Raw genomic sequence first — 13,623 nt, 5'->3', positions numbered from 1 at the left:
TCGGGTGAGGTGTCCCCCTAAAGGCCGCCGTGGGGCCCTCGGGGTGCCTCCGTTCGGGCCGATGGATGGGCAGTATCGACCTATTGGGACGATATTGGCCGATAACGGATGATTCGCGGATCACCCTTCACGGAGGAGGCACGCCATGCGTTCAGCCACGCACGCCCGAGGGGCGGCCTGCGCGGTGGTGGTGGCGCTCGCGGCCACGGCCTGCGGTGGCGGAGGCGGCAGCGGTGGCGGAGGGGGCGGCAGCGGGGTGCTCAGCTCCTCCTGGGGAGACCCACAGAATCCCCTGGAGCCGTCCAACACCAACGAGGTCCAGGGCGGCAAGGTCCTCGACATGATCTTCCGGGGTCTGAAGAAGTACGACCCGAAGACCGGCAAGGCCCAGAACATGCTCGCCGAGAAGATCGACACGAGCGACTCGCAGAACTTCACGATCACCGTCAAGGACGGCTGGACCTTCTCCAACGGCGAAAAGGTGACCGCCAGGTCCTTCGTCGACGCCTGGAACTACGGAGCGAGCCTCAGGAACAACCAGAAGAACGCCTACTTCTTCGGCTACATCCAGGGCTACGACAAGGTCCACCCGGCCGGCGGCTCCCAGACCGCCGACAAGCTGGACGGACTGAAGGTCGTCAACGACAAGACCTTCACCGTGCGGCTGAACCAGAAGTTCTCCAGCTTCCCCGACACCCTCGGGTACGCGGCCTTCGCCCCGCTGCCCCAGGCCTTCTTCACCGACCACGCCGGCTGGCTGAAGCAACCGGTCGGCAACGGGCCGTACGCCATCGATTCGTACACCAAGGGCTCGCAGATGGTCCTGAAGAAGTGGGACGGCTACCCCGGGAACGACAAAGCGCAGAACGCCGGGGTGACCCTCAAGGTCTACACGGACAGCGACACCGCCTACACCGATCTGATCGCCGGCAACCTCGACCTCGTCGACGACGTTCCCGCCTCGCAGCTGAAGAACGTCAAGAACGACCTCGGTGACCGTTACATCAACACCCCGGCCGGCATCATCCAGACCCTCGCCTTCCCCTACTACGACAGCGCCTGGAACAAGAGCGGATCCGACAAGGTCCGCACCGGCATTTCCATGGCCATCAACCGGAAGCAGATCACCCAGACCATCTTCCAGAACACCCGCACCCCGGCCACCGACTGGACCTCGCCGGTGCTCGGCGCGGAGGGCGGCTTCAAGGAAGGGCTGTGCGGGAGCGCCTGCGACTACGACCCCGCCCAGGCCAAGAAGCTCATCCAGGAGGGCGGGGGCCTGCCCGGCGGGCAGCTCAAGATCACGTACAACGCCGACACCGGCTCGCACAGGATGTGGGTGGACGCCGTGTGCAACTCCATCAACAACGCACTGGGCAACGACAAGGCGTGCGTCGGGAATCCGATCGGCACTTTCGCCGACTTCCGCAACCAGATCGGCCAGCACAAGATGACCGGGCCGTTCCGCGCGGGCTGGCAGATGGACTACCCGCTCATCCAGAACTTCCTCCAGCCGCTCTACTACACCGACGCGTCCTCCAACGACGGCAAGTGGTCCAACAAGGACTTCGACAAACTCGTCGACCAGGCCAACGCCGAGACCGACACCGCCAAGGCCGTGTCGACCTTCCAGCAGGCCGAGGGCGTCGTCCGCGACAACATGGCCGCCATTCCGCTCTGGTACCAGAACGGCAGCGCCGGATACTCCGAGCGGCTGTCGAACGTGGCGCTCAATCCGTTCAGCGTCCCCGTCTACAACGAGATCAAGGTCAGCTGAACCGGCATGGGGCGCTATGTCGTCCGGCGGCTGCTCCAGATGATCCCGGTCTTCGTCGGGGCCACGCTGCTGATCTTCCTGATGGTCAATGTGATGGGCGATCCGATCGCGGGACTGTGCGGCGAGCGGGCCTGTGATCCCGCGACCGCCGCCCAGTTGAAGAAGGAGTTCGGACTCGACAAGCCGGTGTGGCAGCAATACCTCACGTATATGGGGAACGTCTTCACCGGTGACTTCGGTACGGCGTTCAACGGGCAGCCGGTCACCGAGCTGATGTCCACCGCGTTCCCCGTCACCATCCGGCTGACGATCGTGGCGATCGTCTTCGAGGTCGTCATCGGCATCACGCTCGGCGTCCTGACCGGTCTGCGCCGCGGGCGGCCCGTCGACACCGGGGTGCTGCTGGCCACCCTGGTGGTCATCTCCGTACCGACCTTCGTCACCGGCCTGCTGCTCCAGCTGTTGCTCGGCGTGCAGTGGGGCTGGATCAAACCGTCCGTCTCCCCGGACGCCGGCTTCGGCGAGCTGATCGTGCCGGGACTGGTCCTCGCCTCCGTCTCCCTCGCCTATGTCACCCGGCTGACCCGTACCTCCATCGCGGAGAACAGACGGAGCGACTACGTCCGTACGGCCGTCGCCAAGGGCCTGCCCCGGCACCGGGTCATCACCCGGCACCTGCTGCGCAACTCCCTCATCCCCGTCGTCACCTTCATCGGCACCGACATCGGCGCGCTGATGGGCGGCGCCATCGTCACCGAGCGGATCTTCAACATCCACGGCGTCGGCTACCAGCTCTACCAGGGGATCCTGCGTCAGAACACCCAGACGGTGGTGGGTTTCGTGACCGTCCTCGTCCTTGTCTTCCTCGTCGCCAACCTCCTGGTCGACCTTCTCTACGCCGTACTCGACCCGAGGATCCGCTATGCCTGAGCAGCCGTTCGAGCCCGGCCGGGCGATCGCGGGAACCGGGGCGGGCGGGGCGATGGACCTCGCGACGACCGAGGCCGAGACACTGGAGAGGACACCCGGGGGACCGCTCGGCACCGGCCCGGCCGCCAAGCCGCGCTCGCTCTGGTCCGACGCCTGGCGGGACCTGCGGCGCAACCCGGTCTTCATCATCTCCGCGCTCGTCATCCTCTTCCTGGTCGTCATCTCCCTGTGGCCCTCGCTCATCGCCTCCGGCAGCCCCCTCAAGTGCGACCTCTCCAAGGCCCAGGAGGGCTCCCAGCCGGGCGCTCCCTTCGGGTACGACGGACAGGGCTGCAACGTCTACACGCGGACCGTCTACGGGGCCCGTACGTCCGTCACGGTGGGCGTCTGCGCCACGCTCGGGGTCGCGCTGCTCGGGTCGGTGCTCGGCGGGCTCGCCGGGTTCTTCGGCGGGGGCTGGGACGCGATCCTGTCCCGGATCACCGACATCTTCTTCGCGATCCCGGTCGTCCTCGGCGGTCTCGTCCTCCTCTCCGTGGTGACCAGCAATACGGTCTGGCCGGTCATCGGGTTCATGGTGCTGCTCGGCTGGCCGCAGATCTGCCGGATCGCCCGCGGCTCGGTGATCACCGCCAAGCAGAACGACTACGTCCAGGCCGCCCGTGCCCTCGGCGCCTCCAACTCCCGGATCCTGCTGCGGCACATCGCGCCCAACGCCGTCGCCCCGGTGATCGTCGTGGCGACCATCGCGCTCGGCACCTACATCGCGCTGGAGGCGACCCTGTCGTACCTCGGCGTCGGTCTGAAGCCGCCCAGCGTCTCCTGGGGCATCGACATCTCCGCCGCCTCGCCCTACATCCGCAACGCCCCGCACGCGCTGCTGTGGCCCTCCGGCGCCCTCGCCCTCACCGTCCTGGCCTTCATCATGCTCGGCGACGCGGTGCGCGACGCCCTCGACCCGAAGCTGAGGTGAGCGCCGCCGTGCTGCTCGAAGTGCGCGATCTGCACGTGGAGTTCCGGACCCGGGACGGGGTCGCCCACGCCGTCAACGGGGTCTCCTACGCCGTCGACGCGGGGGAGACGCTGGCCGTGCTGGGCGAGTCGGGGTCCGGCAAGTCGGTGACCGCCCAGGCCGTGATGGGGATCCTCGACATGCCACCGGGGCGGATCGGCGGGGGCGAGATCCTTTTCCAGGGGCGGGATCTGCTGAAACTGAAAGAAGAGGAGAGGCGGAAGATCCGGGGCGCCGGGATGGCGATGATCTTCCAGGACGCGCTGTCGGCGCTGAACCCGGTGCTGAGCGTGGGCGACCAGCTCGGCGAGATGTTCGTCGTGCACCGGGGGATGTCCAGGAAGGACGCGCGGGCCAGGGCCGTCGAGCTGATGGACCGGGTGCGGATCCCGGGCGCCGCCCAGCGGGTGCGGGACTATCCCCACCAGTTCTCCGGGGGCATGCGCCAGCGCATCATGATCGCCATGGCGCTGGCCCTGGAACCGGCGCTCATCATCGCCGACGAGCCGACGACGGCGCTGGACGTGACCGTCCAGGCCCAGGTCATGGACCTGCTCGCCGAGTTGCAGCGCGAGTACCACATGGGGCTGATCCTGATCACCCACGACCTGGGTGTGGTCGCGGACGTCGCCGACCGGATCGCCGTCATGTACGCGGGGCGGATCGTCGAGTCGGCGCCGGTGCACGACATCTACAAGGCGCCGGCGCACCCGTACACCCGCGGACTGCTCGACTCCATCCCGCGCCTGGACCAGAAGGGCCAGGAGCTCTACGCCATCAAGGGGCTGCCGCCCAACCTGATGGACATCCCTCCGGGGTGCGCCTTCAACCCGCGCTGCCCCATGGCCCAGGACGTGTGCCGCACCGACGAACCACCGCTGTACGAGGTGGACCCGCACCGGGGCAGCGCCTGTCACTTCTGGAGGGAGTGCCTCCATGGTTGACGAGGTGGTTGAGCGGCGACGTGTTGAGCCGATCCTGGAAGTGAGTGGACTGGTCAAGTACTACCCGTTGACCCAGGGCATCTTGATCAAGAAGCAGATCGGTGCGGTCAAGGCTGTTGACGGTGTTGATTTCGTCCTCAATAAAGGAGAGACCCTCGGCATCGTCGGGGAGTCCGGCTGCGGCAAGTCGACGGTCGCCAAGATGCTGGTCAATCTTGAGCGGCCGACTGCCGGGTTCATCAAGTACAAGGGTGAGGACATCACCAGGCTGAGCGGACGTGCGCTGAAAACGGTCCGCCGCAACATCCAGATGGTCTTCCAGGACCCGTACACCTCCCTCAACCCCCGGATGACCGTGGGCGACATCATCGGGGAGCCGTACGAGATCCACCCCGAGGCGGCCCCCAAGGGCGACCGGCGCAGACGGGTCCAGGAACTGCTGGACGTCGTCGGCCTCAACCCCGAGTACATCAACCGCTATCCGCACCAGTTCTCCGGAGGCCAGCGGCAGCGCATCGGCATCGCGCGCGGGCTGGCGCTGCGGCCCGAGGTGATCGTCGCCGACGAGCCGGTCTCCGCCCTCGACGTGTCCGTCCAGGCCCAGGTGATCAACCTGCTCGACCGGCTCCAGAACGACTTCGACCTGTCGTACGTCTTCATCGCCCACGACCTGTCGATCGTGCGGCACATCTCGGACCGGGTCGGGGTGATGTACCTCGGGCGGATCGTGGAGATCGGCAGGGACAAGGAGATCTACGACCACCCGACCCACCCCTACACCCAGGCGCTGCTCTCCGCGGTGCCGGTGCCGGACCCGGAGGCACGGGAACACCGGGAGCGGATCATCCTGAGCGGGGACGTTCCCTCGCCGACGGACATTCCGTCGGGGTGCCGGTTCCGCACGCGGTGCTGGAAGGCGCAGGAGCGGTGCGCCGTGGAGGTGCCGTTGCTCGCGGTGCCCGCCGCGTTCCGGCTCACGTCGGGGCCGGCGGCGCACGACTCGGCGTGCCATTTCGCGGAGGAGAAGCGGGTGGTTCCGCCGGAGGAGCCGCTGGACGATCTTGGTGACGGGGGTGTATAGCTGGACGAACCGGGGCCAATCGCGTTAACACGCAGGCAACTTGGCCGACCCGGCCCCGATATACGGACGCGGCACGCTTAACAGCGTACGGCCGTGCGGGTGCCGTAAACGGGCCGGAGCGCGCCATGTCGCTCCGGCCCGTTGCCCCTTTTTTTGCGCCTGAACCGGCGCCGCTCTCGCGGACCTGGCTGGTGCTTCGCCGTGGTTCCTCAATTATTGGTTGCGGTGCTCCGTGGAGTTCTGCCGCTCAGGCCAGTCCGAGGGCGCGCCGGAGGAAGTCCAGTTGGAGCAGCAGCAGGTTCTCCGCCACCTGTTCCTGCGGGGTCATGTGCGTGACGCCCGACAGGGGCAGCACCTCGTGCGGGCGGCCCGCCGCCAGCAGGGCCGAGGACAGGCGCAGGGAGTGGGCGACCACCACGTTGTCGTCCGCCAGGCCGTGGATGACCATCATCGGGCGGTGCGGTTCGGCCGCCTCGGTCAGGCCCCCGTCGTCGATCACCGAGTTGCGGCGGTAGACCTCCGGCTGTTCGACCGGGTCGCCTAGGTAGCGCTCCTGGTAGTGGGTGTCGTACAGGCGCAGGTCGGTCACCGGGGCGCCGACCACCGCCGCGTGGAAGACGTCCGGGCGGCGCAGGGCCGCGAGCGCGGCGAGGTAGCCGCCGAAGGACCAGCCGCGGATCGCGACCTTGGTGAGGTCGAGGGGGAAGTCGGCGGCGAGTGCCTGGAGTGCGTCGACCTGGTCCTGGAGGACGGTCGCCGCGACGTCGTCCTTGATGGACTTCTCCCAGGCGGGGGAGCGGCCAGGGGTGCCCCGGCCGTCCGCGACGATCACCGCGAAGCCCTGGTCGGCGAACCACTGCGAGGTGAGGTGGGCGTTGTGCGCGGCGACCACGCGCTGGCCGTGCGGACCCCCGTAGGGGTCGAGCAAAACCGGAAGGGGAGTGTCCCCGTGGTAGTCCCGTGGCATAAGCACGGCGCACGGAATTCGACGTGCGCCCCCCTCGGTGAGCGTCACGCGCGGGGACAAAGCGGGGTCTTCGGCGTACGACGTGACAGTCGCCAGATGTTTTGCGTCGCGCAGTACCTGGACACGGGCGCCCGGGCTGTCGAGGGTGGCGGACACCAATACGGTCACGCCCCCGGCGCGTACCGCCGTGTGCACACCGGGCTCCTGCGACACGCGCTCCACACCGAGTTCGCTGACCCGGTAGACGTGCACCTCGCCGATCTCCGGGGACTCGGCCTCCTCGCCGGCGGACGCGGAAACCAGCACGTCATCGCCGGTCACGTCGAGCACCGCACGGATGTGCAACTGGGCTCCCGTGAGCGGCCGTTCACCCACCGCGAGCACCCGCGAGCCGCCCTCGTCGGCGATCCGCACCAGCTGTCCCGAGGGGCTCCAACAGGGCACCCCGCCGAACAGTTCAAGCCATTTTGGATCTTCGTCGGCGTGCACCATCCGGGTCGCCCCCGTCCCCGGGTCCACGGCGAGGAACAGCTGGCTGCGCTGGTCGCGCGCCTGTACGAGCACCAGCGGTGCACCCGCCTCTGACCAGTGCACATGCGCCAAGTACGGATAGCGCGCGCGGTCCCAGGAGACCTCCCTGCGCTCCCCGTCGAGGTCGCACACGAACAGGCGTACATCCGCGTTGGCCGTGCCCGCCGCGGGGTACGCGACATGATGTGGCTCACGCTCCGGGTGGGCGGGGTCGGCGATCCACCACCGCTGCACCGGCGTGTCGTCCACGCGCGCGACCAGCAGCCGGTCGGACCCGGGCGACCACCAGAAGCCCCGCGAACGCCCCATCTCCTCGGCTGCGATGAACTCGGCCAATCCATAGGTGACCTGTTCCGACTCCGGCTCCGCCAGCGCCCGGTCGCCCTCGCCCTCGGCGCCCACCACCCGCAGGGCGCCCTCCGCGACGTACGCGACATGGCGGCCGTCGGGGGACGGACGGGGGTCGATCACCGGCCCGGGTACCGTGAGTTCGCGCGCCGTGCCGACCCTGAGCTCCGCCGTGAAAAGCCGTCCTGACAAGGCGAAAGACGCCAGTTCCAGGGTCGCGTCGGTGGCGTAGCCGACGATGCCGGCACCGCCCTCACGGCTGCGTTCGCGACGGGCCCGCTCCTGGGGCGAAAGGTGCTCATCGGCACCGCCGAGCAGGGTGCGCGGGTCCGCCGCGAGGCGTTCCTCGCCGCTCGGCACATCGAGAACCCACAGGGAGTTGGCCCGGTCGGTGCCGGAACCGGAGCGCAGAAACGCCACGCGGGAGCCGTCGGGGGCCACGGTGAACGCGCGCGGCGCGCCGAGCGTGAAACGCTGGGTGCGGGCGTGCCGGCGGGGGAATGAGACAGCCTCGGTCTTCATGCCCTGACCATATTGGCCATGCGCCCCCTTGTGCGGCCGTGCGCCGAGCGATGCGCGAGCACGCATAGTTATGATCACTACCGCTGGGTGGGTATGAACCTGCTGGCTTCCGCGAGGAATTGCTGTACCGATCTACAACCCCCATAGTCCGAACCCCCCGCGTCCCTGGGATCTTTGGAGGTGAGCCGCCGTGGCACTCTCGATTTCGGCGGTGGTGCTGCTGGCGATCATCGTCTTCTTGTTGATCAAGAAGTCGGGTCTGAAGGGCGGTCATGCGGTCGTCTGCATGCTGCTCGGTTTCTATCTCGCCTCCTCGACGGTCGCACCGACGATCAGCGACCTGACGACCAACGTGGCCAGCATGATCGGCAGCATCAAGTTCTGACCCGGGCTGCGGTGAGGACCGTCGGACGCTGATGACGCGACCGGCGGGCGATGCACTCCTGTCCTGTTCCGCTGCTTCGTACCCCCGACTGCGGGGGCTTGGCGGGTCGGGGGTGGGTGAGGAGGAGCTGGAGCGGGTCGGTTCGTGAGGGGCTGGCCGCCTCGACGCGCTCCACGGGCTGGTGTCCTCGGCCGCCTCTTCGACCTCGGCGGTCTGCCGGCGGAGGTCGAGTGGCCGCCGTCAGCCCTGAGGCACGTACGGTACGAAGTCGGTCCAGGCCTTGGGCGAGAGCGCGAGGCGGGGGCCGACGTCGGCGTGCTTGGAGTCGCGGAGGTCCGCACTTCCGTCGCCGACGCCGCGTGAGATCGCTCTGTCCGGTCCCGTGGACCCTGGCCGGATACCCTGGCCAAGGCACCCTCTGGAGGACAGCATAAGCACTCAGGCCGATCACGGAAACGAGCTGATTCCCCGTCCCGAGTTGACGCCGGATACTCTCCGTGCGGCCCTCGCTCCGGGGCGTCTTGACGAGATGCAGGCCGGGAAGGACGAGGCCTTCGCCAAGGCCGTCGAGTGGCAGTCTCTCAGCCCGGTGCAGAGCTGGGTTCTGGCCTGGGCCAGGGACATCGAGATCGCCCGTCGGCCGGACCTGTCCGCCCGTTACGCCTGGGCGCAGGGCCACCTGGAACACGAGGATCCGGCCCTCGCGTGGGAAGGGCTTCGCGAGTTGAGTGCGGTACTCGACGAGGCGATGAAGGCAGTTCGCGAGTGAGTTGGAAGTGGGAGTACGCCTTCGGCGCCGAAGAAGCTGCCCGTACCGCTCCCGGAGACTTCCTCGCCGCCGTGGCGCGCAAGGCCGACGAACTGGTCAGGGCGGCAGAAGCTCTCCACGTTCATGGCCGGGCCCACGAGGGGGTGGACCCGAAGGGTGGCGATGTGGACGTCGCTGGGGGCATGTTCACGTACCAGGTCGTACGCAGCGAACGTATCTACGTCGTCCAGATCACTTGGCTTGGCTACTGACGTGCGAGGAAGAGCCGGAGGGGCGTGATCCGGATACGGAGCGGCCGGAACAGGGGACCTGAAGCAGCGCCGTCCCATCGACGAGGCCTCCGTGAACGATGCCATCGACTGGATCGAGCGGATCGCCCTTGCCATCGCGCATGTGCTCGACGAGGAAGGGTCACGGCCGGGTGGGGAGCAGCCCCGGGCCTGCGTGGCACTGTCGGTGTCGTTTCGTAGGGTGGGGCCATGACGGAAGTCCCTGCCCGGCGTCTGCTGCTCGTGCACGCGCACCCGGACGACGAGTCGATCAACAACGGCGTCACCATGGCCCGCTATGCGGACCAGGGCGCCCATGTGGTGCTGGTCACCTGCACCCTCGGCGAGGGCGGCGAGGTCATCCCGCCCGAGCTGCGGCATCTCACCGGACCCGCGCTGGGCGAGTACCGGCTGGGCGAGCTCACCGCCGCCATGCGCGAGCTCGGCGTGGCCGACTTCCGGCTGCTCGGCGGCCCCGGCCGCTACCGCGACTCCGGAATGATGGGCCTGCCCGAGAACGACGCCCCCGACTGCTTCTGGCAGGCCGACGTCGACGAGGCCGCCCGGCATCTGGTCGAGGTCATCCTGGAGACCCGTCCCCAGGTCCTCGTCACCTACGACGAAAACGGCGGGTACGGCCACCCGGACCACATCCAGGCCCACCGCGTCGCCATGCGCGCCGTCGAACTGGCCGCGGAGGCCGGCCACCGCATCCCCAAGGTCTACTGGAACCGCGTCCCGCGCGCGCTCGCCGAGGCCGCCTTCGCCCGGCTCCAGGACGACCTGCCGGGGCTGCCCTTCGACAAGTCCGCCGCCGTCGACGACGTGCCGGGCGTGGTCGACGACCGCCGGGTCACCACCGAGATCGACGGCACCGCGTACACCGCTGCGAAGACCGCGGCGATGGCCGCCCATGCCACCCAGATCGAGGTGGCACCCGGCACGGTGCCCTACTTCGCGTTGAGCAACGAACTGGCGCAGCCCGTATTCATCACCGAGTACTACGAGTTGGTGGGCGGCGAGCAGGGCGCGCCGCGCGAGACCGATCTCTTCGCAGGCCTCGGGGAGGCTTCATGAGTTCCGCCGGACGTGGCTCGATGCTCGCGCAACCGTTGCAACCGCCCTCCGCGGGGCGGATCGCCGCCCTGTTCGGGCTGATCGTGCTCGGCGCCGTGGTCGGGGTCGCCGGGGCCCTCGTCCAGGCCGGCTGGTTCCCGGGCGGGCTGCTGCTCGCCCTGGCCGGTGCCGCCGGGCTCTTCCTCGGCGGGGCGCGGGCCACGCGCAGCCGGGGCGGAGCGGTCGCACCCGCCTTCGGCTGGGTCGTCGCCGTCCTCTTCCTCACCACCAGCCGGCCGGAAGGCGACTTCCTCTTCGGCGCGGGAGTCGGCTCCTACCTCTTCCTGCTCGGTGGCATGGCACTGGCTGTGATCTGCGCCACAGTAGGTTTGGGGCGGCAACCTGAAGCGGACGGCGCCCGACTTGGCAAGTGACGTACCACTTCGCCGTGGGGCGCACGTGCGAGTCCGGTGTGGGTTTCCCCGGCGGTCATGGGATAAGCGCCAGATGCGGCCAGTATGGTGGTGCGCGCCGCCGAGCCGCCCGAAGGTCGTGACGGGCGGCGGAGCCAACCGGGAGAACCTGCCTTGAGTCGTGAAACTGACACTCCGTCCTCCGGGCCCAACGGGCGCGGAGGAGCCGCATACCCCTCGGGCACGCCGCCGTACGGGACCCCCATGGCTTCCGAGAACGGCGCGGACGCCGGCCGTGCGGCCGCGCAGCCGGAGGAACGCAAGACCGAGACCACGCTGACGACCCGCATCCGGATCAACATCCCCGGATCGCGGCCGATTCCGCCCGTGGTCGTCCGTACCCCCGTCGCGGACGCCGACAGCGCTGTGAGCGAGGAGACGGGCACGCACGCGCTGCCGACGGGCGCCGCCACGTCGGCCGGCAATGCCGAGCCGCCAGCCGCCGAACCGGCGCCCGCGCCCACCACCGACTGGTTCGCGCCGCGCAAGTCCGGTCCGGCCAAGGGCGGTCAGCGCGGCGGCGCCACCAACGGGGCCGGAACGCCCGGCGGTTCGCCCGCCGCGACGCCGGCCGGTCCGGCCGGTCCGGCCGGTCCGGCCGCACAGGGCACCCCGGGAGCCGCGCGTCCGAACGGCGGCCGCCCCGGTGGTGTCGTCGGCTCGGTGAGCGTGCCCGGCACGTCCCGGCCCGGTTCGACCAACGGCGCGGGTCTGCCCACGGGCGCGACCGGCGGCCCGGTGGCCCCCGGCCACGGCGGCGGCACCGGCTCCTTCGACGTCACCGAGGCGCTCGCCGCGGGCCCGCTCGGCGGCTCCCGGGGCGGCGCGAAGAGCGGCGGCGAGTCCCGCCGCGACGACCTGCCGTACTTCACCGAGAACGGCGGCCGGAACGGCGCCCAGACCGGCTCCGGTGCGCCCGGCGGCGGCCCGGCCGGTCCCGGCGGCCCCAGCGGTTTCAGCGGTCCCGGTCAGCCCGGTGGCCCCGGCGGCCCGCAGGGCCCGGCGGGCCCCACCGGCGGCCCGGTCACCGGCGACGGCCCGTTCGTCCCGCCGGTCAGCGGCGGTGAGCCCTTCGGCGCGCCGGGCGGTCCCGGCGCCGAGTCCTTCAACGGCGGCGCGCCGTTCGGAGCACCGCGCGGTCCCGCGGGTCCCGGCGCAGGCCCGGGCGGCCCCGCCCGCCGTACCCCCCAGGCCGGACCCGGCGCGCGCCCGGCGGGCGCCGGACTCGGCCCCGGCGGCGGTCTGAGCGACGACACCGCGATCCTCACCCCGCAGAAGCCGGCCCCCGAACCCGGCATGTCCGGCTACGGCTCCCCGGCGGACAACGTCTCCGGACACACCGTCACCAGCGGCATGCCGGTCGTGCCGCCGGGCCTGAACTCCCCGTTCGCACCCGGTGCGCCCACCGACGGGCCGCTGCCGCACACGCCCCCGAAGCTGCCCGAGCCGGTCTCGCCGCCCCCGGCCGACTCCAAGAGCAAGGGCAAGACCCAGGCCAAGAAGAAGCGCAGCAAGCTGCCGCTGCTCGGCGGTGTCGTGGTCGTCGCCGGCCTCGGTGTCTACGGCGCCGGGCTCCTCATGAACCACTCCGACGTCCCCAAGGGCACCACCGTGCTCGGCGTCGACATCGGCGGCGGCACCCGCGACGACGCCGTCAAGAAGCTCGACGACGCGTTCGGCAAGAACATGACCAAGCCGCTGAAGCTGTCGGTCGACGGCAAGACGGTCTCGCTGCAGCCGGACCAGGCGGGTCTGCAGTTCGACATCCAGTCGACGGTCGACGCGGCCGCGAAGAGCGACTACAACCCGATCTCCGTGATCGGCTCCCTGTTCGGCCAGAAGCGGGTCGTCGACCCCGCCATGCCGACCGACGAGGAGAAGCTCCAGGCCGCCCTCAAGGACCTCGGCGGCAGCTCCGGCTCGGTCACCAACGGCACGATCAAGTTCACCTCCGGCAAGGCCGTCGCCGTCTACGGCAAGGCGGGCAAGGGCATCGACCCGGCCGGCTCGGTGGACGCGGTCAAGCAGGCGTACGAGACGATGGTGGAAACGGGCACCGCCGCCGCGGTCACCGTCCCCACGACCACCCAGCAGCCGACGATCTCCAACGCGGAGGTCGACCGCGAGATGAAGGCGTTCGCGGAGCCGGCGATGTCTGCCAAGGTCTTCGTGCAGACGGACGCGGCACACCGCATCCCGTTCGGCGCCCTGTCACTGCCGAAGATCCTCGGATTCAAGGCCATCGGCGGCAAGCTCGTGGAGACGTACAACCTGGAAGCCCTCAAGGCGGCGTACGGCAGCACCTTCGACGGCGTCCAGATCACGACCGCGACCGGCAAGCGCGCCGTCCTCCCGCAGGACGTCGTCTCCGCGCTCCGCAAGGCGCTCGTCGGCAAGACGACGGCGGAACGCGTCGGTGTGATCGAGACGAACCCCAGCTAGCCGAAGCCGAACACCACGAGAGGGGGCGCCCGGTACTCACCGGGCGCCCCCTCTCGTGGTGTCACGCTCTGCCCATGACATCTGTCATGCGGGTCTCCGGACGGTCGGCACTGCCCC

At 69.7% G+C, this 13,623-nt stretch carries 14 protein-coding genes; 12 read left to right on the top strand and 2 right to left on the bottom strand.

Annotation, left to right across the window (positions count from 1 at the left end):
• Nucleotides 1-145 precede the first annotated feature (145 nt).
• Genes EDD90_RS20140 through EDD90_RS20120 form a run of 5 tightly spaced genes read left to right on the top strand, consistent with a single transcriptional unit; the run spans nucleotide 146 to nucleotide 5,744 of the window.
• Complete coding sequence (locus tag EDD90_RS20140) at nucleotides 146-1,777, top strand: ABC transporter substrate-binding protein (protein WP_123974357.1); 1,632 nt, start codon at nucleotides 146-148, stop codon at nucleotides 1,775-1,777.
• 6 nt (nucleotides 1,778-1,783) lie between these two features.
• The gene (locus EDD90_RS20135; RefSeq protein ID WP_123974356.1) at nucleotides 1,784-2,707 is read left to right on the top strand and encodes an ABC transporter permease; all 924 of its coding nucleotides are present in this window, start codon (nucleotides 1,784-1,786) and stop codon (nucleotides 2,705-2,707) included.
• On the top strand, nucleotides 2,700-3,680 hold the full coding sequence (locus EDD90_RS20130) for an ABC transporter permease (protein WP_123974355.1): 981 nt from the start codon (nucleotides 2,700-2,702) through the stop codon (nucleotides 3,678-3,680). The genes EDD90_RS20135 and EDD90_RS20130 overlap by 8 nt, the downstream gene beginning before the upstream one ends.
• 8 nt (nucleotides 3,681-3,688) lie before the next feature.
• Nucleotides 3,689-4,663 carry an ABC transporter ATP-binding protein gene (locus EDD90_RS20125; protein ID WP_123981406.1) on the top strand — a complete coding sequence of 325 codons (975 nt, stop codon included), beginning with the start codon at nucleotides 3,689-3,691 and terminating at the stop codon, nucleotides 4,661-4,663.
• The gene (locus EDD90_RS20120) at nucleotides 4,656-5,744 is read left to right on the top strand and encodes an ABC transporter ATP-binding protein (RefSeq protein WP_123974354.1); all 1,089 of its coding nucleotides are present in this window, start codon (nucleotides 4,656-4,658) and stop codon (nucleotides 5,742-5,744) included. The genes EDD90_RS20125 and EDD90_RS20120 overlap by 8 nt, the downstream gene beginning before the upstream one ends.
• 247 nt (nucleotides 5,745-5,991) lie before the next feature.
• Here the strand turns inward: EDD90_RS20120 and EDD90_RS20115 are convergent, their stop codons facing one another.
• Nucleotides 5,992-8,112 (bottom strand): prolyl oligopeptidase family serine peptidase, encoded by a 2,121-nt coding sequence (locus EDD90_RS20115; RefSeq protein WP_123974353.1) that lies wholly within the window; start codon nucleotides 8,110-8,112, stop codon nucleotides 5,992-5,994.
• A gap of 190 nt (nucleotides 8,113-8,302) precedes the next feature.
• Between EDD90_RS20115 and EDD90_RS20110 the strand changes: the two genes are divergently transcribed.
• Nucleotides 8,303-8,497 carry a hypothetical protein gene (locus EDD90_RS20110; RefSeq protein ID WP_046733847.1) on the top strand — a complete coding sequence of 65 codons (195 nt, stop codon included), beginning with the start codon at nucleotides 8,303-8,305 and terminating at the stop codon, nucleotides 8,495-8,497.
• A gap of 240 nt (nucleotides 8,498-8,737) precedes the next feature.
• Here the strand turns inward: EDD90_RS20110 and EDD90_RS20105 are convergent, their stop codons facing one another.
• A complete protein-coding gene (locus tag EDD90_RS20105; RefSeq protein ID WP_123974352.1) occupies nucleotides 8,738-8,929 on the bottom strand; it encodes a DUF397 domain-containing protein in 192 nt (63 codons plus the stop codon).
• Between the two features lie 97 nt (nucleotides 8,930-9,026).
• On the opposite strand from EDD90_RS20105, the gene EDD90_RS20100 reads away from it, so the two are divergent.
• The 6 genes from EDD90_RS20100 to EDD90_RS20075 all read left to right on the top strand — a co-directional run bounded on the left by EDD90_RS20100 (nucleotide 9,027) and on the right by EDD90_RS20075 (nucleotide 13,506).
• Nucleotides 9,027-9,266 (top strand): hypothetical protein, encoded by a 240-nt coding sequence (locus EDD90_RS20100; protein WP_260327953.1) that lies wholly within the window; start codon nucleotides 9,027-9,029, stop codon nucleotides 9,264-9,266.
• Nucleotides 9,263-9,517 carry a hypothetical protein gene (locus EDD90_RS20095; RefSeq protein WP_123974350.1) on the top strand — a complete coding sequence of 85 codons (255 nt, stop codon included), beginning with the start codon at nucleotides 9,263-9,265 and terminating at the stop codon, nucleotides 9,515-9,517. Before EDD90_RS20100 ends, EDD90_RS20095 begins: the two co-directional genes overlap by 4 nt.
• A gap of 91 nt (nucleotides 9,518-9,608) precedes the next feature.
• A complete protein-coding gene (locus EDD90_RS55560; protein WP_185149164.1) occupies nucleotides 9,609-9,749 on the top strand; it encodes a hypothetical protein in 141 nt (46 codons plus the stop codon).
• Nucleotides 9,746-10,612 carry an N-acetyl-1-D-myo-inositol-2-amino-2-deoxy-alpha-D-glucopyranoside deacetylase gene (mshB, locus tag EDD90_RS20090; RefSeq protein ID WP_123974349.1) on the top strand — a complete coding sequence of 289 codons (867 nt, stop codon included), beginning with the start codon at nucleotides 9,746-9,748 and terminating at the stop codon, nucleotides 10,610-10,612. Before EDD90_RS55560 ends, mshB begins: the two co-directional genes overlap by 4 nt.
• A complete protein-coding gene (locus EDD90_RS20085; RefSeq protein ID WP_123974348.1) occupies nucleotides 10,609-11,025 on the top strand; it encodes a DUF6113 family protein in 417 nt (138 codons plus the stop codon). The genes mshB and EDD90_RS20085 overlap by 4 nt, the downstream gene beginning before the upstream one ends.
• Nucleotides 11,026-11,178: 153 nt before the next feature.
• Nucleotides 11,179-13,506 carry a hypothetical protein gene (locus tag EDD90_RS20075; protein ID WP_185149163.1) on the top strand — a complete coding sequence of 776 codons (2,328 nt, stop codon included), beginning with the start codon at nucleotides 11,179-11,181 and terminating at the stop codon, nucleotides 13,504-13,506.
• Nucleotides 13,507-13,623 lie beyond the last annotated feature (117 nt).

This window comes from Streptomyces sp. Ag109_O5-1, assembly GCF_003814875.1.
In the GTDB taxonomy this organism is placed as follows: Bacteria; Actinomycetota; Actinomycetes; order Streptomycetales; family Streptomycetaceae; genus Streptomyces; species Streptomyces sasae.
Note: the sequence above shows the minus strand (reverse complement) of the source record. Positions and strands in the feature narration are given on the sequence as shown.

Excerpts from the sequence above, each read along its gene's own strand:
- EDD90_RS20115 (WP_123974353.1), bottom strand. The coding sequence starts at position 8,112 with ATGAAGACCGAGGCTGTCTCATTCCCCCGCCGGCACGCCCGCACCCAG.
- EDD90_RS20130 (WP_123974355.1), top strand. The coding sequence starts at position 2,700 with ATGCCTGAGCAGCCGTTCGAGCCCGGCCGGGCGATCGCGGGAACCGGG.
- EDD90_RS20135 (WP_123974356.1), top strand. The coding sequence starts at position 1,784 with ATGGGGCGCTATGTCGTCCGGCGGCTGCTCCAGATGATCCCGGTCTTC.
- EDD90_RS20105 (WP_123974352.1), bottom strand. The coding sequence starts at position 8,929 with ATGCTGTCCTCCAGAGGGTGCCTTGGCCAGGGTATCCGGCCAGGGTCC.
- EDD90_RS20120 (WP_123974354.1), top strand. The coding sequence starts at position 4,656 with ATGGTTGACGAGGTGGTTGAGCGGCGACGTGTTGAGCCGATCCTGGAA.
- EDD90_RS20085 (WP_123974348.1), top strand. The coding sequence starts at position 10,609 with ATGAGTTCCGCCGGACGTGGCTCGATGCTCGCGCAACCGTTGCAACCG.
- EDD90_RS20100 (WP_260327953.1), top strand. The coding sequence starts at position 9,027 with ATGCAGGCCGGGAAGGACGAGGCCTTCGCCAAGGCCGTCGAGTGGCAG.
- mshB (WP_123974349.1), top strand. The coding sequence starts at position 9,746 with ATGACGGAAGTCCCTGCCCGGCGTCTGCTGCTCGTGCACGCGCACCCG.
- EDD90_RS20140 (WP_123974357.1), top strand. The coding sequence starts at position 146 with ATGCGTTCAGCCACGCACGCCCGAGGGGCGGCCTGCGCGGTGGTGGTG.